We start from the raw sequence: 22,661 nt of genomic DNA, 5'->3' as shown, positions 1-22,661 counted from the left end.
TAAATATATCTACATTTTATGCAATTATACATAACTAAATAAAGGTAAAAAAGTATAAAAAGACCTATTATATTATTCTATAAGTATTTTTTCTAAAATAAAATTTCTTGGTTGAGCTAAAATAGTTATTTTTAACCGTATACACATTAATTTGTAATCATTACAATTACAGAAATGAAATTTACGGATAACTATATTTATATAATTTTTTTCGGTTCATATTTTTATTTAACAGTAAATTATCGATCGTAATCGACAAAATTTTTCTATTTACGCATTAAAAATTTAATGTTTTAATGAACAACATAACTGGTATGACCAGACAGAAAGGATAAGGTTACGCTAATAGGAATTATAGTGAAGTTGTAAGTAACATTATGTCGTTAATAATTTTATAAATAGTCAATTTATTTACAAGAGGTCAAGAATCAAATTTGTAATAAACCTGTTCTAAGTTTCTGCATAACAAAAGTGAAGTTATTCCGCAATAAAAGTATAAGCGATGTACAGTATAATTTCACCTTTTGTAGTCTAGTAAGGAGCTTGCTGATAAAACTAAGAGTAATATTATTAAATCTAAATTAAACAATGTTATGACAAGATTAACTGTAAGCATTGGTTTATTGATTCTCGCAGTTCTGTAAGTTAAACCGCAATTCTAGGGAAGAATTACTCATTTGCTATTCATAGGGTGCTTGATTCAAATATAGTTAATAAATTTTTGTTATTTATATTTGAAAAAATAAAGTATCGAAGTGAGAAGTAAGTAAAATCCTTACATCCTATTAGAAGTAAAAAATAACGATATTATCCTATCTGAAAGATTTCTCCTTCTTAACCAGTTTACAAAGAGAGAGGTCGTACAAGTTATATGAATTAAGTTATAAAAACAATGGTAAAGGAGTGTACGGAATGAAAACTAAAATAATTACAGGATTATTAGTCACATCCATTGTAACTGGAGGGAATATTCCTATCAATACTCTCGCAACACCAATCGTTCAAGCGGAAACTCAACAGGAAGGCATGGATATTTCCTCTTCATTACGAAAATTAGGTGCGCAATCTAAATTAATCCAAACGTATATTGATCAATCTTTAATGAGTCCTAATGTACAGTTAGAGGAAGTCACAGCTTTAAATACAAATCAATTCCTAATCAAACAAGATATGAAGGAATGGTCATCGGAACTCTATCCACAGTTAATTCTATTAAATTCAAAAAGCAAAGGATTTGTAACAAAATTTAATAGCTATTACCCGACATTAAAATCGTTTGTAGACAATAAAGAAGATAGAGAAGGGTTTTCGGATAGACTTGAAGTACTTCAAGAAATGGCTATGACGAATCAAGAAAATACGCAACGGCAAATCAATGAATTAACAGATCTTAAATTACAGCTTGATAAAAAATTAAAAGATTTTGATACCAATGTGGCAACTGCGCAAGGCATACTAAGTACAGATGGAACAGGAAAAATAGATCAGTTAAAAAATGAAATATTAAATACCAAAAAAGCAATTCAAAATGATTTACAGCAAATTGCATTAATACCAGGGGCTTTAAATGAACAGGGATTTGCTATATTCAAAGAAGTTTATAGTCTTTCAAAAGAAATTATTGAACCGGCTGCTCAAGCAGGGGTGGCAGCGTATAACAAAGGAAAAGAAATTAACAACTCTATTTTAGAAGCGGAGAAAAAAGCGGCGCAAGAAGCGACAGAACAAGGTAAAACTGCTCTAGAGATTGAATCAGCAAAAAAAGCAGCTCGTGAAGCAATTGAGAAAAGCAAACAAGGTGAAATAGCAGCCGCAGCCGCAGCAAAAACACAAGAGTATGACCTGATGAAGGTCATTGATACCGAAAAGATTAAGAAAACATTTGGCGTTTTTGCTGAAGTAAATAAATTAACAGCAGAACAGCGAGCATATTTAGATGATTTAGAGAAACAAAATCAAAAAATATATGATTTAACAACGAAATTATCAATAGCTGATTTACAAAAATCAATGCTTCTTCTTACACAAAATGATTTGCATACGTTTGCAAATCAAGTAGATGTAGAACTTGATCTACTAAAGCGTTATAAAGAAGATTTAAATCTAATAAAAAATAGCATTACAAAATTATCTACTAATGTTGATACAACTAACGAGCAGTCTCAAAAAGATACATTAAGACAATTAAAAAATGTAATAAGTTACCTTGAAGAGCAAGTATATAAATTTTGATATTACGTTTTTGGAAATCTATAAAGAGTATAAGCATTTAGCGAAAGAAGGAGAATAGTCATGAAAAAATTTCCATTCAAAGTACTAATTTTAGCTACATTAGCAACTGTTATAACTGCTACTACCGGTAACACTATTCATGCATTTGCACAAGAAACGACCGCTCAAGAACAAAAAGTAGGCAATTATGCATTAGGCCCCGAAGGACTGAAGAAAGCATTAGCTGAAACAGGGTCTCATATTCTAGTAATGGATTTATACGCAAAAACAATGATTAAGCAACCAAATGTAAATTTATCTAATATCGATTTAGGCTCAGAGGGGGGAGAGTTGCTCAAAAATATTCACCTTAATCAAGAGCTGTCACGAATCAATGCGAATTACTGGTTAGATACAGCGAAGCCACAGATTCAAAAAACTGCTCGTAATATTGTAAATTACGATGAACAATTTCAAAATTATTACGACACATTAGTAGAAACTGTACAAAAGAAAGATAAGGCAGGTCTAAAAGAGGGTATAAATGATTTAATTACTACAATCAATACAAATTCAAAAGAAGTTACAGATGTGATTAAGATGCTACAAGACTTCAAAGGGAAACTATATCAAAATTCTACAGATTTTAAAAATAATGTTGGTGGTCCAGATGGGAAAGGTGGATTAACTGCAATATTAGCAGGTCAACAGGCAACGATTCCACAACTTCAAGCTGAAATTGAGCAACTTCGTTCTACTCAGAAAAAACATTTTGATGATGTATTAGCATGGTCAATTGGTGGTGGATTGGGAGCAGCTATTTTAGTTATTGCAGCTATTGGAGGAGCGGTCGTTATTGTTGTAACTGGCGGTACAGCAACACCGGCTGTTGTTGGTGGACTCTCGGCTCTTGGTGCAGCTGGTATCGGTCTAGGAACTGCGGCTGGTGTCACAGCATCTAAGCATATGGACTCCTATAATGAAATTTCTAACAAAATCGGAGAATTAAGTATGAAAGCAGATCGTGCTAATCAAGCAGTTCTTTCGCTTACTAACGCGAAAGAAACATTGGCATATTTATATCAGACTGTAGATCAAGCGATATTGTCTCTAACAAATATTCAAAAGCAATGGAATACAATGGGCGCAAATTATACAGATTTACTGGATAATATCGATTCTATGCAAGACCACAAATTCTCTTTAATACCAGATGATTTAAAAGCAGCTAAAGAAAGTTGGAATGATATTCATAAAGATGCAGAATTCATTTCAAAAGATATTGCTTTTAAACAGGAGTAGAACTGAAATATAAAACCTAAATTGGAGGAAAATGAAATGATAAAAAAAATCCCTTATAAATTACTCGCTGTATCGACGCTATTAACTATTACAACTGCTAATGTAGTTTCACCAGTAACAACTTTTGCAAGTGAAATTGAACAAACGAACAATGGAGATACGGCTCTTTCTGCAAATGAAGCGAGAATGAAAGAGACCTTGCAAAAGGCTGGATTATTTGCAAAATCTATGAATGCCTATTCTTATATGTTAATTAAGAATCCTGATGTGAATTTTGAGGGAATTACCATTAATGGATATGTAGATTTACCTGGTAGAATCGTACAAGATCAAAAGAATGCAAGGTCACATGCTGTTACTTGGGATACGAAAGTAAAAAAACAGCTTTTAGATACATTGAATGGTATTGTTGAATACGATACAACATTTTACAATTATTATGAAACAATGGTAGAAGCGATTAATACAGGGGATGGAGAAACTTTAAAAGAAGGGATTACAGATTTGCGAGGTGAAATTCAACAAAATCAAAAGTATGCACAACAACTAATAGAAGAATTAACTAAATTAAGAGACTCTATTGGACATGATGTTAGAGCTTTTGGAAGTAATAAAGAGCTCTTGCAGTCAATTTTAAAAAATCAAGGTGCAGATGTTGATGCCGATCAAAAGCGTCTAGAAGAAGTATTAGGATCAGTAAACTATTATAAACAATTAGAATCTGATGGGTTTAATGTAATGAAGGGTGCTATTTTGGGTCTACCAATAATTGGCGGTATTATAGTCGGAGTAGCAAGGGATAATTTAGGTAAGTTAGAGCCTTTATTAGCAGAATTACGTCAGACCGTGGATTATAAAGTAACCTTAAATCGTGTAGTTGGAGTTGCTTACAGTAATATTAATGAAATGCACAAGGCGCTTGATGATGCTATTAACGCTCTTACTTATATGTCCACGCAGTGGCATGACTTAGATTCTCAATATTCGGGAGTACTTGGACATATTAAGACCGCATCTCAAAAAGCTGAACAAAATAGATTTAAATTCTTAAAGAATAATTTGGATGCGGCTAAAGACAGTTGGAAAACATTACGAACAGATGCTGTTACATTAAAAGAAGGAATAAAGGAATTAAAAGTGGAAACTGTTACTCCACAAAAATAGGGAAATATTAATTCTGCGTAAAGTGAACTAAAACATAGAAAGTCTATGATTACACTGTTAAACAGAAAAGTGATAATTAATAAATCCTTATATAACAGAAAGGCGGAGTCTCATTAAAGACTTCGCCTTTCAATTATATATAAGTATGATTCGAATAAAAAATAACCTTGTAGTTTAATTGCTTTTTTAAAATTTGCAACAGAATCGGTTAATTTGAAGCAGATTATATACATTTTCTTTAATACTTTATGATTTGAAGGCTGCTAAAGAAAGTTCAAACGATACTGATAAAAGATGTAGAACTCATTTTGAAAGACATCGCTTTTTAATAAGATTAGAACTTGAAACTATACCTTATATAGGAGGAATACGAAATGATGAAAAAAATCCCTAATAAACTACTCGCTGTATCAGCGTTTTTAACTATAACAACTACTTATGCAGTCATACCACTAGAAACTTTTGCGATTGAAATTGAACAAACGAACAATGAAAATATATCTCTTTCAGCAAATGAAGAACAGATGAAAAAAGCTTTGCAAGATGCTGGTTTATTTGCAAAAGCTATGAATGAATATTCTTATTTGCTAATTAATAATCCAGATGTGAGTTTTGAAGGAATAACTATTAATGGAAATGCAGATTTGCCTAGTAAAATTGTACAAGATCAAAAGAATGCAAGAGCACATGCTGTTACATGGAATACACAAGTAAAAAAACAGCTTTTAGATACATTGACAGGCATTATAGAATACGATACAAAATTTGAAAATTATTATGAAACATTAGTAGAGGCGATCAATACTGGAAATGGAGATACTTTAAAAAAAGGGATTACAGATTTACAGGGAGGAATTCAACAAAATCAAAAGTCTGCAAAAGCATTAATAGAAGAATTAATTCAATTAAAAAATGCTATTGGAGAAGATGTTAGAACATTTGGAAGTCATAAAGAGACATTGCAATCGATTTTAAAAAACCAAGGTGCTGATGTGGAGGCGGACCAAAAGCGTCTAGAGGACCTTTTAGGACAAGTAAAATATCAGAAAGACATAGAATCTAAGGGGTTAGACATGGTGAAAATCCCCTTTATTCCAACCTTGATTGCTGGTGGCATCATGATAGGTGATGCAAGAGGTAAGTTAGGTTGGCTAGAACCTGAATTAGCAAAATTGCGTCAGACTGTAGATTATAAAATAACATTGAATCGTGTAGTTGGAGTTGCATTTCATAATATTAGTGATATGCATAGTATGCTTGATAGTGCTATCACTGCTCTTACTTATATGTCTACGCAATGGGAGGATTTAGATTCTCAATATTCGGGTGTACTGGGACATATTGATAAAGCTGATCAAAAAGCTGATCAAAATAAATATAAATTCTTAACCCCTAGCTTGAATGCAGCGAAAAACAGTTGGAAAACATTAAAAACAGATGTTGTCACTTTGCAAGAAGGGATAAAAATTGCAGAGAAAAAAGAACAGGATTTTTTGAATCAGCTTCGTCCATCAAACGTTTTCTACTTTTATAAAAAAATTCATAACGCATACACTTTTGAAATAAAGACTGGAACAAATGCGCCAAATGCGTCTTATAAAGTTATGAATTTAACGAAAAACACTGTTCATAATATGTGGAGTGGAGGGGCTAATACTAACATGTGGGCTGATTGGCTTTCATTCAATCCAAATGATGAATTTGCGGTAGTAGCAGTAGTGGATGGTAAAGAATATGTTGTGTATAAAGACAAAGTACAAAATATAATGAACTGAATCTGAAAGTAACGAAGTAATTGGAGCTGGAGAATAAACTAGACACCAAGTTAATCGAAAAATCTCCTTATATCCTAGAATATTTTGCTCAAGAAAAAGAATTTGTTCAGCGAAAAAAGTAAATATTGAATCAAGGAGTTAGTTGTATTATGTGTATGGTTTTACCGAAAGGTTTCAAGTACATTACCCATACAATTATGTAGTTATCCTGAAGCATCTACAGGTGTTCTTATCGACCTTGAAGAACTACTTAGCTTCCTAAGTGGAGTGATTTTATGCAAAATTAAGTGAACGTTTTTGTACATAGATTAGTTGACATTCATATAGATTTTTTCCATTTTCAAAGATAGTTTTGTTTTTTATGTTATTTTTCAAAAATTACTGCTGAAATTTCTATATTCATGACTCAGTATATAATCATTGTTTGATGAAATGACATACCACGTCCCTTAGAGTTTCATACGTATTACGATAACTTAAAGAAAAAAGATAATAGTAGTCAACGGTTACTATTATCTTTTTTGAACTATTTTTCATTAAAATATCTCATCTGCTGTGTTCCTTATTTACTTTTCCAGATTTTATCCTAGTTTAAAATTTATGCATTTGAACTGTTTATACAATTTGTAGGATTTTTAGCTTTTTTGTCGAATACACTTAATGCAAGGAGGGACATTACATGATTATTAAAGATTATTTCATCAACCTTTCTATTTTTTCTTTATTAGTTAGCGCAGCAATATTTATTCAAGTGTTTACAATTAATTCTAGTCGATATTTCGAAAAGCTCTATGGAGGGATTATTGCAGTTACGTTAATGTTCTTTTCTTTTCCATACATGGGATTTTCCTACGATCTTCGAGTTGTTCCTCTTATTCTATCTTTTATTTACTTTGGTCGTATTGCTGGTTGGATTACGCTAATTAGCATAATATTAATGCGTATCTTTTACACTGGAGGGTATTGGGAACCTCCTGTGATTGCTTATTTAGGTATGGGGATTCTATTTTCTACTTTTAAAACTTATTTTAAAAAACTACATCCTTTTAAAAGTGCATCGTTATATTTTTCTGTTTTTATTGGAATAAAGTGGTTAGTTGGCGTATTATTTAATACTACATTACTTTACACAGGAGGCCTATTATATATAGCGTTAGGACTTTTAATTGGGCTATTTCTTATGGAAGCCTACCAGAGATTGTATTATTTAACACAGGACTTATCTAAAATGAATCGAGAATTAAAAAAATCGAAGCAAGAACTTGCAGATACCGTACATGAGCTTCAAGGAGGAATTTTTAAATTTAAAAAAGTGGATAAGCACTTTATACACACTTTATGTGATGGACAGTTTTATTATCAAAACGGATTTTATTCTGAACAGGTGGTAGGAAAAAGCTTACGTACTATTGATGCTTCTATTGTTCCTCCACATTTAGTTCCACAATTGATGAAGTACTATCTTCAGGCATGGGAAGGAAAAGAAATTATATTTGAATTACCTTGGCCAAATGATAAAACTATTATTCTTATTGCGCTTAGGCCGATTAAACGAAATGGACAAGTTATTGAAGTTGTTGGTTCTACAGTTGATATAACCGAAAGGAAAAAGGTAGAATCAGAATTAAGCGCTACCAAAGAATTATTGGAATCATTTATAAAGCACAATCTAGATGCTATTACCATTTCTGATCGAGAAGGGCATATTTTACAAGCCAATAAAGCTTATGAAAAGATATTTGGGTGGTCATCACAAGAAATCATAGGTAAGAGATTACCTTGTGTACCAGATTTTTTAATGGAAGAATCACTTGAAAATATTCAGAAAATTCTAACAGGAGAATCGGTGGTTACTAGATTAGAAACTGTTAGACAACGGAGCGATGGGAGTCTTCTTGATATCAGTCTGACAGTTTCTCCTATACTAGATGTAAGAGGAAATGTGATAGCTTTATCAGCAATATGTAGAGACATCTCTGAAAGAAAACAAGCAGAAAGAGAACGGCATCGATTACACCAGCAATTAAGAGATAGTGAAATGAAGTACCGTGCACTAATCGAACAAGCAACTGATGCGGTATATGTAGTAGAGCTGAATGAAGATAATGCTCCAAGTCGATTTATTGAGGTAAACCCTGTTGGGTGTAGAAGATTTGGATATAGTAGAGAAGAGTTGCTTTCATTATCATTTTCAAATATAGTACCACAAGATTCTCAAATAATCGTAAGGTTATTAGAAAAAATTAAAAAAGGACAAACTTCCTTCACTTTGCAAGATGAATATGTTTTTCCAACAGGAAAAGTAATAACAACTGAGTTTAGTGTTCGTGTTTTTAACTTAAATGATAAAAAAGTTTTTCTAAGTATTTCTCGTGATATCACTGAACGGCTAAAAACAGAAGAATTATTACGAAAATCTGAAAAACTTGCTGTTGTAGGACAATTAGCGACTGTAATGGCTCATGAGATTAATAATCCATTAACTGCAATGAAAGGGTTCATACAATTACTAAAATCAACGGAAAATGAGAATAATCAGGGTTATATTAATATAGTATCATCAGAGATTGAGCGTATAGAGAGCATAACAACTGAATTTATGGCGGTAGCCAAACCACAAGTAGTAAAAATGCAACCTAATAACATTAGTGTGCTAATGGATCAAGTTTTAATGCTACTACACCCTCAAGCAATGATGCATAATATAAAATTTAGAATCGATCTTAACCCTGGTATTCCATTGATTTCATGTGAAGGAAATCAATTAAAACAAGTATTTGTTAATATATTAAAAAATGCAATTGAATCTATGCCGATGGGAGGGGAAATTCTGATTCAAATAAATATACTTGATAATAATCAAGTAAGCATTCGTTTTATCGATCAAGGGTGTGGGATTCCAAAAGAACGTATACCATACCTCGGAGAACCTTTTTATAGTATTAAAGAAGAGGGGATTGGCTTAGGATTAATGATCTGTTATAAAATCATTGAAACACATCAGGGAAAGATATTTATTAAGAGTGAAATGAATAAGGGGACTACAGTTGAAGTCACTCTCCCTATTTGTACACTTCAAAATTAAGATATTCTCTTACTGAAATTTTTTAAGAAACCATACAGAATGTAATGCCAATGTTACTTAATGAAATAATAAAGAGAAGAACACTGGTAAATGTACCCTATAGAATAGACACTTGAAAAAGCCTGTTATAAAAACATCCTTTCTTTAGAACCAAAAGAAAGGATGTTTTTAATATTGTAATTTTTCTTGGAGACATTTCAAATTTTTACTTGTAATACATTTTTTAACTAATTTTGGTTAAGTTAGTTAAAAAGGTATTATTTTTAATGAGCATATTGACATATAAATATCCCTCATTTTTAAAATAGAAATTTCTAAAAACTATATATAGGTTCTTTTTGAAAGGAAGGGTATTATCAATTGAAACCACATGAAAAAGTACCTGTTCACTCTATAAAATCTTTGCAGGAATTAATGCAATTACTAAAAAAATCTAAAGATTTTATAACGTTGGAGATCGCTTCAAACAAATCCTCTATAGTCATTTCATATTTTAGAACCTTAATCGATGTAAGTATATTTCATGAAGAGGTTTTAACTTATATAAAAGAGAAGAGCTTCGATTCATTACAAGATATTCGGTCTGTCTTACCCTTTGAAAATTCAAAAATAACAAATCAAATGGAAGATATTCAGGATAGTATTTTAAACGGCTATATACTTATTCAGTTCGATACAGATAAATTAAATGGCTTGTTAATCAATGTGGCAAAGAAAGAAAAAAGAGATATTACAAAAGCTGAAATTGAATACAATATCGTGGGTCCACAAATCGCGTTTGTTGAAGATTTAGATGTAAACTTAAATTTAGTACGTAGAAAGCTTCCAACACCTTATTTACAAGTGAAGGAATTGAAAGTAGGCTCTCTATCTAACACAACCGTTGCGATTGTATATATTGAGGGAATTGTAAATGATCAAAATCTACAAGAAATTATAAAAAGGGTGAGTCTAATAAAAACAGACCACGTTTTGGATAGCACGTATTTGATGCAGTTAATTGCAGACAACCCGAATTCTATATTTCCTCAATTTTTGAATACAGAACGACCAGACCGTGTAGCAGCTGTATTGGCAGAAGGGAAAATTGCACTTTTTGTAGATGGCTCACCTTATGCAATCACTCTTCCAACAACATTAATTGACTTTTTTTCTACGACAGAAGATTACACCATGCCTTGGATTATTGCCTCTTTTTTTCGTCTATTAAGGCTTTTTGCTTTTATGTTTTCTGTCTTAACGACTCCATTATATGTTGCAATCTTAACATATCATTACGAGCTTATTCCAAAAGAACTTCTTGAAACGTTAATCATATCGAGAAGTAAAGTACCTTTTCCTCCATTAATTGAAGCGCTTTTTTTAGAAATAACGATTGAATTACTGAGAGAAGCGGGGGCACGTTTACCAACTAAAGTGGGTCTAACTGTCGGTATAGTAGGTGGTATTGTAATTGGACAGGCATCTGTAGAGGCAAGCCTTACAAGTAATGTACTTATTATTATTGTTGCACTTTCAGCGCTTAGCTCATTTACAGCACCAATATATCGAATTGGTAATACAATTCGAGTAATTCGTTTTCCTTTTATAATATCTGCACACCTGTTGGGTTTATTAGGAATTGTTTTAACAAGCTCTTTGCTTTTAGCACGTTTATTACGTACAGAATCATTAAGACGTCCTTATTTGTTTCCTTTTTATCCTACACGCCCTACAGATTGGAAAGACAGCATTATCCGTTTGCCGATCTCAGCGATGTTTCGACGTCCTATTTTTTCAAGATCTAAACAGCGTTTTCGTTTTAATCCAGAAGAGGTAGAGAAAAATAAAATTAAATCACGAAATGATTTTGATGATTGAAATTAACAGGGAGGAGCATTATGAAACAGATCCCAATTGAGTATCAAGTCTCTCCATATATGGTGTTTTTTTTAATTATTACTATACAGATGGGGGTTGGTATGCTTGGTTTTGAAAGGATTAGTGCAAAATTAGTTGGAAATGATGCGTGGATTAGCACGCTGCTTTTTGGAATATCTGTTAATCTTATGATTTGGATTATATATCAGATTTTAAATCAGGGTAATGGAGATATCATTGCAATCAATCAAGACGTACTTGGAAAATGGATTGGTGGATTGTTCAACTTCATTTTTTTATCCTATATTGTATTGTTAGGTGCAACAACACTACATACTTATATCGAAGTAGTACATGTTTGGATGTTTCCTTCCATTTCATCTTGGATTATAGCAGGGGCTTTTTTGGGTCTATGTTATTACATTGTGACTGGAGGATTTCGTGTAGTTGCCGGAATTGGCTTCTTTGGAATCGTTATCCCAAGCGTTCTAATCTTCACATTTTTTTATCCTTTGCAGTATGCAGATTTTCAGAATTTATTTCCAATTGCACAGCATTCATTCCTAGAAATCATGAAAGGAATGAAAGGAAATATGTTTAGTTTTTTTGGATTTGAAATGTTATTGTTGTACTACCCATTTATTAAAAAGGCAAGAACCTCTCAAAAATATGCGCACTATGCAAATTTAGTAACGACTATTGTCTACACATACCTTATGATTTTAACTCTTGCGTTTTTTAGTGAAAAACAACTAGCGAGCGCGATATGGGCATATTTAAGCATGATTAAAATTATACAATTTCCCTTTATAGAGCGGTTTGAATACATTATTGTTTCTGTTTGGGCTTTTTTTATATTACCTAACGTTTCCTTTACATTATGGGGAGTAAGTCGTGGTATAAAAGAGGCACTGGGAATAAAGCAAAAATATGTTTTGCCAGTTATCATCCTGTTCATCTTTGTTTTATCATTTTTCTTGAATAACCGTAATAAAATTAACTTATTAAATACTTGGACAGGTCAAATTGGCTTTGTATATATATATGTATACCTACCTATATTATGGCTAATTCAAACCGCCAAAATAAAGTTAAGGAGATAAACATGAAGCGATGGATACTTTTCCTTATAGTAAGTGTCTTCTTAATAGGTTGTGCTAAAACGAAAATTGTGGATGACATTGACTTAGTTCAAGTTGCGGCATATGATACCGAAGCAAAAGGTAAGCTAAAAGGAACCTTTGCGATTTCAGCTTATAAAGGAGGCGGGGAAGGTGAAACGAAAATCTATTCAGCATCAGGCCAGACTGGTAGAGAAGTTCTTGCAAGAGCATCCGAAAAATCTTCTGGACCTCTAGAGTTGGGGCAATTGCGTGTTATTATATTTAATGAAAAAATAATTGAAAAGGGAATGCAGGAAATTTTAGAGACTTTGAATCGAAATCCTAGTGTAGGAAATGCAATTTATTTAGCAATTACAAATGTAAAAGGGGAATCATTATTAAAGGGGAACTATTCTAAAGAAAAAGAAATTGCTTCCTATCTATCCTCTTTACTGGAGCAAAATATGGACAATGGAACGCAACCAAAAACAAATTTTTTTATGTTTTTAAACCAACTTAATGATGATGCGAGAGATTCATATTTACCGATGATATCTAAAAAAGGTAACGTGTTGGAGTTAGATGGAATAGCACTTTTTAAAAGATGTAAAATGGTTGATAAAGTGAATCCTAAAGATTTATTTGTATTTAAATTGTTGACAGATAATTTTAAACAAGGTACATACCAATTCAAGCTACCTGGTTCTTCAAATACGTACGCCACGATAGAGAATATAAAGGCTAGAACAAAATATAAGATGGAAGGGAATAGTAAGCATCCATTCGTAAATGCTCATATTCAAGTTAAAGCTGAAATTCAAGAATTTACAAAAACAAAAAATCTAGATAATCCTAAAGAAATAAAAAAATTAGAAAAAATTATGGGAAAAGAAATAGAAAAAAAAGCAACTACATTGATAAAGAGATTTATTAAAAAAGACACAGATCCTATAGGACTTAGAAAGCTTGGTAGAACTCACGTAAGAAAATGGAACAGTCAAGAATGGGAAGAATCCTATAAACATTTACGTTTTCGTGTAACAGCTGATGTAAAAGTAACCCAATCTGGTGTTACAGAATAAATCAAATAAGATATGGTAAATTTCAACAAAAAAATATAGTCTCGCAGGAGATTAGGGAGAAGAGAAACGATTAACAAAGAATTTCATAAACATTAAGATGCTTTGTTAATCGTTTTTATACCTGTAGCTTTATCACTTATAGTAATCATAATTATAATAAAAGAACACCGAAACAAATTTCCGATACCACATAATTATAAGAGGACAATAAAGCATCAAGATATAATGTATGCTTTGTCTGGAAAAAAGAATTTAAGTACTTCAAGGTTAAACACTTAACTTTAAAATAGTAAATTCGTTGCTTGTAGCACTTCAACTAGACTGTGCCCCGAAAGTTAGAAAGGTCGGTTTATTAAGTAGCCTCTAGGGAATGAGCCTAGTACAATACTGGATTCATTTCCTTTTATTTTTCCTTGATTCTTTCATGATTATAGTACTTTATATACTTTGCTAATTCTTGTTTGAATTCTGTTATACTTTCAAATTCTTTCGATACAGAAATAGACATACAAAAACGCCATTCTTTCTTATAAATTTACAGAAAGAATGGCGTATTCTTCAAAAGTGAGTTCCTTTATTGAAAAGCTTTAGTTCTATATGACAGATAAAAGGGCAAGCAACGCTAAAATAGCGAGAAATCCTTGTTTCATGATAATTGATTTATTGGATGTGAAACCTCCGAAAATAGCTGCTATCACTACACAAATGATGAAAAATAATTGAATCATATAACCAATGGGATTGTTTCCAAGTATAAGTCCCAGAATGAGGCCAGTTGCTAAGAATTCATTATATAAACCGTTTGCAAATTAATTGTCTAAGTATTTCTAAGTTTAAAGAGTACAGTGTCTTCGTTTTTTATTGAATCAACTTTTACATGTTGGTTCAATATTTTCTATTCTCTTGGAACTTAGTTCTCGTTTACTTCTCACAAAAGCAATAAAATCTATTATCTCTTCTGTTGACAGTGCTTCTCCATCTATTAAAAGTGTTGGATCTGGATCGTTTAGGAGTCTTGTAATATCAATTACATCTTTGTTTTGATGTGAATGTTCAATTCGACCTAATATATAATCTACAGATGTATCAAATAAATCGGCTATTTTTGATAAAGATTGTAATGAAGGTAATCTATAACCATTTTCATACCCGGCATAGGTGCTTTTCGCAATCCCAAGTCGATCTGCTGTCTCTTGTAAGGACCATTTTTGATTTTTTCTTAATTTAGATAAACGTTCCAGCATTCGTCTCATACCCCATCTAATTTTATTAAATTAATTATAACATAGAAAAAGAATCAAGAATAGAAAAAAAGTACGCGTATTGAATACAAAATCTTGATTAATTCAAATTAAGTTCTATAATGATAAATATAAATACGCATTACGCGAACGATATATCGTTGTTTATTTTATGGAGGGGTTGTGTATGAAGAAAATTTTATTACTTGCAACTGGTGGGACAATTGCATCTGTGGAGGGGAATGAGGGGCTTGTTCCAGGATTGTCCGCTGAGGAATTATTGAATTATTTTTCGAAGTCTTCTCGAAACTTAGAAATAGATTGCAAAATCTTAATGAATATTGATAGTACCAATATGCAACCTGAGCACTGGAAAGAAATAGCTAATGCTGTTTTTAATCACTATGATGACTATGACGGGTTTGTGATTACACATGGAACGGATACGTTAGCTTATACATCTTCTGCGTTATCTTATATGCTGCAAGGTTTAAGAAAACCAGTTGTTTTAACAGGTTCACAAGTACCTATTAGTTTTAAAAAGACAGACGCAAAGAAAAATGTAGCTGATGCTCTTAGGTTTGCCTGTGAGGATGTTGGCGGTGTGTTTATTGTTTTTGATAGTAGGGTGATTATTGGGACGAGAGCAGTTAAAATGCGAACAAAAAGTTATGATGCATTTGAAAGTGTGAATTATCCATATGTTGCTGAGGTAAATGAAGATGAAGTGAAATATCATTGGAAGCCAACTTCCTCACATAGTGAACTTTCAATAAATACTAATTTATGTACGGATGTTTTTCTTATGAAATTGTATCCAGGTACAAAGCCTGAGGTATTTGATTGTTTAAAAGATTTGTATAAAGGGATTATTATTGAAAGTTTTGGAAACGGTGGATTACCTTTTGAAGGAAGGAACTTGCTTTCGAAAATTCAAGAGTTGACTGAAATGGGGATTGCTGTAGTGATTACTACTCAATGCCTGGAAGAAGGAGAAGACATACTTCTCTATGAAGTAGGACGGAAAGTGGCGCAACATCAAGTAATATTGTCTGGAGATATGAATACGGAAGCCATCATAGCAAAATTGATGTGGGCGCTTGGGAAAACTAATAAATTAGAAGAGATTAAAAAAATTATTGAAGAGCCTTTAGCCTACGATTTAACAATAAAATCTGATAAGGATTGGTAATGACTTCATATGATTTATTTAGGTTTTACATTTAATATGGGGGAGAAATTAAAATGGCAATGACAAACAAGAACGTGCGAGTGGAGAATGATTTTTTGGGAGGAAAGGAATTACCTATTGAGGCATATTACGGAATTCAGACTTTACGCGCTGTTGAAAATTTCCCGATTACAGGGTATAAAATTCATGAAAGTTTAATTAGAGCGTTCGCAATTGTAAAAAAAGCAGCAGCGCTTGCGAATACAGATGTAGGAAGATTGGAATTGAACAAGGGCGGCGCGATCGCAGAAGCTGCTCAAGAAATTCTTGATGGAAAATGGCATGATCATTTCATCGTAGATCCAATCCAAGGCGGAGCGGGTACTTCAATGAACATGAATGCAAATGAAGTCATTGCCAATCGTGCGCTTGAATTATTAGGGATGGAAAAGGGAGACTATCATTATATTAGTCCAAATAGTCATGTAAACATGGCGCAATCAACAAACGATGCATTCCCAACGGCGATTCATATCGCAACGTTAAATGCATTAGAAGGCTTATTACAAACGATGGGTTATATGCATGATGTATTTGAATTAAAAGCAGAACAGTTTGACCATGTTATTAAAATGGGTCGTACACATTTACAAGATGCGGTGCCAATCCGTCTTGGACAAGAATTTAAAGCATACTCTCGCGTACTTGAACGTGATATGAAACGAATTCAACAATCGCGTCAACATTTATATGAAGTAAATATGGGGGCAACTGCAGTTGGTACAGGCTTAAATGCAGATCCAGAATACATTGAAGCAGTTGTAAAACATTTAGCTGCAATCAGTAAATTACCGCTTGTTGGTGCAGAAGATTTAGTAGATGCGACGCAAAATACGGATGCTTATACTGAAGTATCTGCAGCACTGAAAGTATGTATGATGAATATGTCTAAAATTGCGAATGACCTTCGCTTAATGGCATCAGGTCCACGTGTTGGTTTAGCAGAAATTATGTTACCAGCTCGTCAACCAGGTTCATCTATTATGCCAGGGAAAGTAAACCCTGTTATGCCAGAAGTTATTAATCAAATTGCGTTCCAAGTAATAGGTAATGATCATACAATTTGCCTTGCTTCAGAAGCAGGACAATTAGAATTAAACGTGATGGAACCAGTACTTGTTTTCAACTTACTGCAATCGATTAGCATTATGAATAATGGTTTCCGTGCCTTTACAGATAATTGCTTAAAAGGAATTGAAGCGAATGAAGATCGCTTAAAAGAGTATGTTGAGAAAAGTGTAGGAATTATTACAGCCGTGAACCCTCATATCGGTTATGAAGCAGCAGCTCGCGTTGCGAAAGAAGCAATCGCGACAGGGCAATCTGTTCGAGAACTTTGTGTGAAAAATGGTGTATTGTCACAAGAGGACTTAGAGTTAATTCTAGATCCATTCGAAATGACACACCCAGGGATTGCAGGAGCAACTCTTTTAAAGAAAAATTAAAAGAAGAGGGGGGACAAGTCCCTCCTCTTTGTTTACAATATAGGGATTTTATATGTGAATAGAGGTAGGGAGATTATAAGTAAGTAACAGTGGCGTTTAATAGTTCATAGAAACAAAATTAAGAGGAGCAGCAATATAATCAACATCACTTTTAAATAAAGAGGATTTATTAAAACATCTTATCATGTTAACAACAAGTTTACATGAATCTTTATAAATAACTATGACCAACCATGAATCAATAGTTGGCCATAATGATCTTAAAGATCCATATCTTTTAATCCGGGACTATGCTCATTTGGCATTTCAGGAAGTTCTGGTACAGGAAAACCTTTTGGCGGGTCCGTTACTGCTAATGTTCCTTTGTTTCTACTTGGTGATTCACCTTGGAATATTTCTCCCATTCTTGTTGGATCTAAGCTAAAATTAAATTGTGCGTTATGGAATCCCATGTCTACATACTTTCTGCACTCTGGGTATTTATTAATATCATAGTTCGGCACAGGGAAGAGTTTCCCCCATTCAACACCCAATGTCTCTAAAGCCTTTGCGAAAGCATTTTGATGTGCATTATCACGTACAATTAAAAATGCAAGTGTTTCTCTAAAAGTTTGATTGGAACACATTTCATAAATTCTAGTTTTTTGAAGTACACCTGTAGATTCAAGTACTACGTTATCTAATAAATCGCTAATTAAATTCCCATGGCTATATACCCAAGATCCATTCCATGGGTTGCCAGCTGCATCAACGGGCAATGAACTTTGAGCACCTACAATAAAGTGATGAGGATTGGCATGTTTAACCGCTTCATCAAGTGGTGCTGTGTCAACACCTGCATTTCCTGGTGTAGGTTCACCAGATCCAGTTAATAGTTGATTAATTGTATGTTGTACAAGTTCTACATGGCTTATTTCTTCTAAAAAAACACCTCGAAGTAAATCACGATATTGCTTCTCTTTCCCTCTAAAATTTGAGCTTTGGAAGAAGTATTGCATCATTGTACGCATTTCGCCATAATGCCCACCTAATATTTCTTGTAAAACTTTTGCGGCAGCTGGATCTGGCTTGTCTGGCTTGATAATATTAATCAGTTCTTCTTTATAATAAAACATGAAGTACACCTCTTTTAAGTTAGTTAACATTGTTATCGTGTCCGCTATTTGGTTACTTAATACTTTAATTCATGTTTTTACCAATTATTTATTACCTCAAAATGCAAAGTTTTTGAAAATAACTATTTTAGATGTGAGATGAAAATAGGGGATAGATACTTAGCATTTAATAAAAAAAGATAAGATTACGAAATGTAATCTTATCTTTTCATTAAGAATAATGAATTGTAGCTTCAAGGCTTCAGAATGACTTTTATACAATCATCTTCACGATTATTAAAAATTTGATAACCGTAGCTCGCTTCTTCAAGGGGGATTTTGTGTGTAATAATCTCTTTTGGATCAAATTCTTTATTTGTTATTTTTTCAAATAGTTCCGGCATAAAATGAATGACAGGTGCTTGTCCCATTTTAAGATTAATATTTCTAACCCAAAATGCCCCGAGTGGAAATGCATTATAATTGCCACCATAAACGCCAGTCATTTGAACCGTTCCATATTTCCTTACGGCTTTCGTAGCGATTTGAATAGGGCCGAGAGTTCCGCCTTGTAGTTTCAATTTTTGTTCCAGAAATTCTAGAGGCGATTTTTTTCCATCCATTCCCACGCAATCAATGACTACATCGGCACCGCCATGTGTAATTTCCTTTAAATGTTCTCCCATATCTGGAAATTTTGTAAACTCAAATACCTCAACATTGTTAATCTTTTTTGCATAATTCATCCGATAATCTAAGTAATCCACTGCAATTACACGTTTAGCACCTTGCATCCAAGCGAATTTTTGTGTCATTAATCCAACAGGTCCACAACCAAGGACGATAACAGTATCACCTGGCTTAACGCCTGCGTTTATTACACTCCAATAGGCTGTTGGTAAAACATCTGATAGAAATAGTAGGGATTCATCTTCAAGTTCGCATGATTTCGGTATAACAAATGGAGTAAAATTACCAAATGGAACTTTTAAATATTCTGCTTGTCCTCCTGGATGATTACCAAATTTCTCTGTGTAACCAAAGTATCCACCAGAATCGTAATGAGGGTTTGAGTTATCACATTGACTTTCCATTTCATGTTGGCAATAGAAACAATGTCCACAAGAAACGTTGAAGGGGATGACAACACGATCGCCTTTTTTCACTTTAGTGACATCTGGCCCGACTTCTTCAACGATTCCCATTGGTTCATGGCCGATAATGTATCCTTGAGGTAAGGGCATGTTGCCTTGATATAGATGTAAATCAGAACCGCAAATAGCGGTTGAAGTAATTTTTACAATAATATCATCTTTTTTCTCTAATTTTGCATCATCCACTTGTTTAACCTGTACTTGGTTTGGTCCTTGATAGGTTACAGCTTTCATCTCATATCTCCTTTTGAATTATGTCTCAAAACATAATTTTATTTAATCTCTTGGTGAAATAGAAATCCTTCTTTTATTTACTGAAGGGAATTAGAAAGTATACATAGTGTTGTTATGAAAGTATGTTATATCAGTTATTCTTTCTTATATGTTTTGCCCTACTTTAAGAAAAAAATCAATTTTTATTCATAATCTAATTTCCATAAAAAGGATAATTATTATTTCATAATTTGTAGCATATTAAAAACATCGGAGGTGAAACAATATGGGAAAAAATAATAGTGGAAGTCGTAATGAAGTATTAGTTCGAGGCGCTGAACAAGCTCTTGATCAAATGAAATATGAAATTGCACAAGAGTTTGGTGTACAACTTGGTGCAGATACAACAGCTCGTTCAAACGGATCTGTTGGTGGTGAAATTACAAAACGTTTAGTAGCAATGGCAGAACAACAACTTGGTGGTAGAGCTAACCGCTAAGTAAATTAGCTTAAAATATAGCAAATATGTAAATCAATTTCTTTTGTGTATTCATAAAAATAAAAAACCTTATATTAAACAGATTCTCACTCAAAGATTATTGATAATCTTCTTTCATAATCTTTGAGTATTTAATTTGTAAACTACTTTCCTAAACAATAAACACGCAGTGTTGGAAAGGTGTTTTCCATGCATAGTAGAAAATCTTTTGCAGGAAAAAGCATACTTAAAAATTTGATTTCAATATTGAAATCAATATTTATTATGATATTTTCGAAAGGTAGGAATTTAAAAATGGGTATATTAAGTGGAAATCCTCAAAATGAACCTTTACATTACGGAGAAGTATTTGACATTTGGAGTTATCTTCTTGCTGCACAGGGTGCAATTGCAAGCCATCAAGTGTTTATGAATCACACAGGTGATGAAGATTTGAAGAAGTTTTTAGAAGGCTTAATTGAAAATGATATGAATTCGGAAATAGAAGAATTAAAAGCTCTTTTAAAGATTAATGGGGTCGCTTTACCGCCAGCGCCTCCAGAACGTCCAGTTGCATCTATTGAAGACATTCCTCCGGGAGCGCGTATTAATGATGTTGAAATTGCTGCAGCTGTTTCTACAGGATTAGCAGCTGGACTTGTGACATGTAGTCAAGTAATGGGAAAATGTCTTCGAGAAGATGTAGGTATGCTATTCGGACAATTTCATATGAAAAAAGCGCAGGCAGGTGTAACTCTGCTACGTTTAAGTAAGAAAAAGGGATGGGTAGTTCCACCTCCATTACATGTAAGAAATTCTGACCAAGCATAATAAACAAAAATAAAAAAGTGGCGTTGGCCACTTTTTTATTTTTTAGGTGTATCCTCAAGCTTGGACTTATTTATTGTGGAAGAATCCATATATTCATCTGATATCTCCATAGCGTATTTATCATGGTGAATATGATTATGTTCTCTTAATTCATTGTCATTACGCAGTACTAACTTCTGCATATAAATATGGAAGAAAACTTCTATTCCGCCAATAATTAAAGCAGCTAAAAATGAAGAAAATCCAATATTACGAGTAGCATCTAAATTAGTAAACAAGGATGTTAATAACCAAATTCCGAAGAAGCTTAAACCGAAATCTGCCATTGTAGCAATCGCATTTCCGTATTTAGGTAAAATGAAGAGATCTCCGATTAAATAGGCAGTTCCCGTAAGGAAAAGAGAAATTAATAATACTCTAGGAATTGAAATACCTTGGAAAATACCGAGTATGACTAATAATACCGCAGTTACGGCTGTATATTTAATTAATAAAGCAACAATATGTTTCATCTTTTTTCCTCCACTATTTAAAAGTATATTGAATAAAACATTCCATATAAAACGGGTTATGCTTTTATATAGCGTAACCCGTTTTATATTGTAATGGAGGTCTATTTATGATATCCCATGGCACGTATGTTATATTTCGTTCTCCTATACACTATTATTTTGGGCTTAAAGAGCATCAATTATACCTTTGAATTCGTGGTCGTAATTACCAATTAATTAACTATATATTTTATCATGTAATTTAACATATTAAAGAAAGAAAGAAAGAAGGAGGTGAATTAACATGTCAAACAATAACAGTGGAAGCAGCAACCAATTATTAGTACGTGGCGCTGAACAAGCTCTTGATCAAATGAAATATGAAATTGCTCAAGAATTTGGAGTGCAACTTGGTGCAGATGCAACAGCTCGTGCAAACGGATCTGTTGGTGGTGAAATTACAAAACGTCTTGTATCATTAGCTGAGCAACAACTTGGCGGTGGCGTTACTCGTTAATTTTATATACGAAATGGATATAGAGGAGAGGCATGCTGTCTCTCCTTTCTCATACATTTTTTTAGTAAATAAGCTTAGTAGCGTTAGAATTTTTTTAGATTTACAACTATAACTCGAATTTATTTGTTTAAATTTTATACTCTCGAGGTTTTAAATACATAATTAATTTTTGTGAAATAAAAGATAAGAGGTTATATTTGATGCGAAAGGGGCAGAAAAAATGAAATATGAAGCGTTATTTACAGTTGAGATTTCTGTAGGAAGTGAAAGAGTAGCAAACCATAAAATAAAGGCTCATGATGTCGTTGATGTTGTTGAAAAGCTTGCTGAGAAGTATTTAAGTAATCATGAGGGACATTCTCGAAATGAATAAAGGAGAATAGT

The 22,661-nt window shown here is 32.9% G+C and carries 18 protein-coding genes and 3 pseudogenes; 15 read left to right on the top strand and 6 right to left on the bottom strand.

The annotated features are described in order from the left end of the window. Nucleotides 1–912 precede the first annotated feature (912 nt). From hblC to GBN91_RS26460, 9 genes and pseudogenes are all read left to right on the top strand, one after another. Nucleotides 913–2,232: a hemolytic enterotoxin HBL lytic component L2 gene (hblC, locus tag GBN91_RS26495; RefSeq protein WP_016122781.1), complete on the top strand. Its 1,320-nt coding sequence runs from the start codon at nt 913–915 to the stop codon at nt 2,230–2,232. Between the two features lie 60 nt (nt 2,233–2,292). Then, the gene (gene hblD / locus GBN91_RS26490; RefSeq protein ID WP_152122705.1) at nt 2,293–3,513 is read left to right on the top strand and encodes a hemolytic enterotoxin HBL lytic component L1; all 1,221 of its coding nucleotides are present in this window, start codon (nt 2,293–2,295) and stop codon (nt 3,511–3,513) included. 36 nt (nt 3,514–3,549) lie between these two features. Continuing rightward, the gene (gene hblA, locus GBN91_RS26485; protein ID WP_086411398.1) at nt 3,550–4,677 is read left to right on the top strand and encodes a hemolysin BL binding component B; all 1,128 of its coding nucleotides are present in this window, start codon (nt 3,550–3,552) and stop codon (nt 4,675–4,677) included. Between the two features lie 374 nt (nt 4,678–5,051). Further along, a complete protein-coding gene (gene hblB / locus GBN91_RS26480; RefSeq protein ID WP_086388591.1) occupies nt 5,052–6,452 on the top strand; it encodes a hemolysin BL regulatory component HblB in 1,401 nt (466 codons plus the stop codon). A 20-nt stretch (nt 6,453–6,472) separates the two neighbouring features. Next, nucleotides 6,473–6,701: pseudogene (locus tag GBN91_RS29640) on the top strand (hypothetical protein); the annotation flags it as partial. Between the two features lie 430 nt (nt 6,702–7,131). Beyond that, nucleotides 7,132–9,537, top strand: coding sequence for a PAS domain S-box protein (locus GBN91_RS26475; RefSeq protein ID WP_152122703.1), 2,406 nt, complete (start codon nt 7,132–7,134; stop codon nt 9,535–9,537). Nucleotides 9,538–9,897: 360 nt separating this feature from the next. Beyond that, nucleotides 9,898–11,397 (top strand): spore germination protein, encoded by a 1,500-nt coding sequence (locus tag GBN91_RS26470; RefSeq protein WP_152122701.1) that lies wholly within the window; start codon nt 9,898–9,900, stop codon nt 11,395–11,397. Between the two features lie 20 nt (nt 11,398–11,417). Beyond that, nucleotides 11,418–12,500: a GerAB/ArcD/ProY family transporter gene (locus GBN91_RS26465; protein WP_152122699.1), complete on the top strand. Its 1,083-nt coding sequence runs from the start codon at nt 11,418–11,420 to the stop codon at nt 12,498–12,500. 2 nt (nt 12,501–12,502) lie between these two features. Continuing rightward, nucleotides 12,503–13,582 (top strand): Ger(x)C family spore germination protein, encoded by a 1,080-nt coding sequence (locus GBN91_RS26460; RefSeq protein WP_152122697.1) that lies wholly within the window; start codon nt 12,503–12,505, stop codon nt 13,580–13,582. 403 nt (nt 13,583–13,985) lie between these two features. Here the strand turns inward: GBN91_RS26460 and GBN91_RS26450 are convergent. The 3 genes and pseudogenes from GBN91_RS26450 to ansR all read right to left on the bottom strand — a co-directional run. Continuing rightward, a pseudogene (locus tag GBN91_RS26450) lies at nt 13,986–14,072 on the bottom strand (IS3 family transposase); the annotation flags it as partial. 103 nt (nt 14,073–14,175) lie between these two features. Continuing rightward, nucleotides 14,176–14,391: pseudogene (locus GBN91_RS26445) on the bottom strand (DUF1304 domain-containing protein); the annotation flags it as partial. 57 nt (nt 14,392–14,448) lie between these two features. Then, nucleotides 14,449–14,826 (bottom strand): HTH-type transcriptional regulator AnsR, encoded by a 378-nt coding sequence (gene ansR, locus GBN91_RS26440; RefSeq protein ID WP_000893569.1) that lies wholly within the window; start codon nt 14,824–14,826, stop codon nt 14,449–14,451. A 184-nt stretch (nt 14,827–15,010) separates the two neighbouring features. Here ansR and ansA point away from each other — a divergent pair, with 184 nt between their 5' ends. Both ansA and aspA read left to right on the top strand, forming a co-directional pair. Then, the gene (gene ansA, locus GBN91_RS26435; RefSeq protein WP_000722302.1) at nt 15,011–16,015 is read left to right on the top strand and encodes an asparaginase; all 1,005 of its coding nucleotides are present in this window, start codon (nt 15,011–15,013) and stop codon (nt 16,013–16,015) included. Nucleotides 16,016–16,068: 53 nt separating this feature from the next. Then, the gene (gene aspA / locus GBN91_RS26430) at nt 16,069–17,499 is read left to right on the top strand and encodes an aspartate ammonia-lyase (RefSeq protein ID WP_103597424.1); all 1,431 of its coding nucleotides are present in this window, start codon (nt 16,069–16,071) and stop codon (nt 17,497–17,499) included. 260 nt (nt 17,500–17,759) lie between these two features. Here the strand turns inward: aspA and GBN91_RS26425 are convergent, their stop codons facing one another. Beyond that, nucleotides 17,760–18,614: a manganese catalase family protein gene (locus tag GBN91_RS26425; protein WP_152122695.1), complete on the bottom strand. Its 855-nt coding sequence runs from the start codon at nt 18,612–18,614 to the stop codon at nt 17,760–17,762. A 233-nt stretch (nt 18,615–18,847) separates the two neighbouring features. Further along, nucleotides 18,848–19,981: a zinc-dependent alcohol dehydrogenase gene (locus GBN91_RS26420; RefSeq protein WP_152122693.1), complete on the bottom strand. Its 1,134-nt coding sequence runs from the start codon at nt 19,979–19,981 to the stop codon at nt 18,848–18,850. A 265-nt stretch (nt 19,982–20,246) separates the two neighbouring features. On the opposite strand from GBN91_RS26420, the gene sasP reads away from it, so the two are divergent. After that, nucleotides 20,247–20,459: a small acid-soluble spore protein, SasP family gene (gene sasP / locus GBN91_RS26415; RefSeq protein ID WP_000517671.1), complete on the top strand. Its 213-nt coding sequence runs from the start codon at nt 20,247–20,249 to the stop codon at nt 20,457–20,459. Between the two features lie 294 nt (nt 20,460–20,753). Beyond that, on the top strand, nt 20,754–21,269 hold the full coding sequence (locus GBN91_RS26410; RefSeq protein WP_001986359.1) for a DUF3231 family protein: 516 nt from the start codon (nt 20,754–20,756) through the stop codon (nt 21,267–21,269). Between the two features lie 35 nt (nt 21,270–21,304). Here the strand turns inward: GBN91_RS26410 and GBN91_RS26405 are convergent, their stop codons facing one another. Next, nucleotides 21,305–21,781 (bottom strand): YndM family protein, encoded by a 477-nt coding sequence (locus tag GBN91_RS26405; RefSeq protein ID WP_006920770.1) that lies wholly within the window; start codon nt 21,779–21,781, stop codon nt 21,305–21,307. Nucleotides 21,782–22,064: 283 nt separating this feature from the next. On the opposite strand from GBN91_RS26405, the gene GBN91_RS26400 reads away from it, so the two are divergent. Further along, the gene (locus tag GBN91_RS26400) at nt 22,065–22,277 is read left to right on the top strand and encodes an alpha/beta-type small acid-soluble spore protein (protein ID WP_000069660.1); all 213 of its coding nucleotides are present in this window, start codon (nt 22,065–22,067) and stop codon (nt 22,275–22,277) included. A gap of 220 nt (nt 22,278–22,497) precedes the next feature. Then, complete coding sequence (locus tag GBN91_RS29010; RefSeq protein WP_006920787.1) at nt 22,498–22,650, top strand: hypothetical protein; 153 nt, start codon at nt 22,498–22,500, stop codon at nt 22,648–22,650. The last annotated feature ends 11 nt before the right edge of the window (nt 22,651–22,661 follow it).

Source organism: Bacillus sp. B1-WWTP-T-0.5-Post-4, assembly GCF_009183795.1.
GTDB lineage: Bacteria > Bacillota > Bacilli > Bacillales > Bacillaceae_G > Bacillus_A > Bacillus_A cereus.
This window is presented reverse-complemented; position numbering and strand designations above follow the sequence as displayed.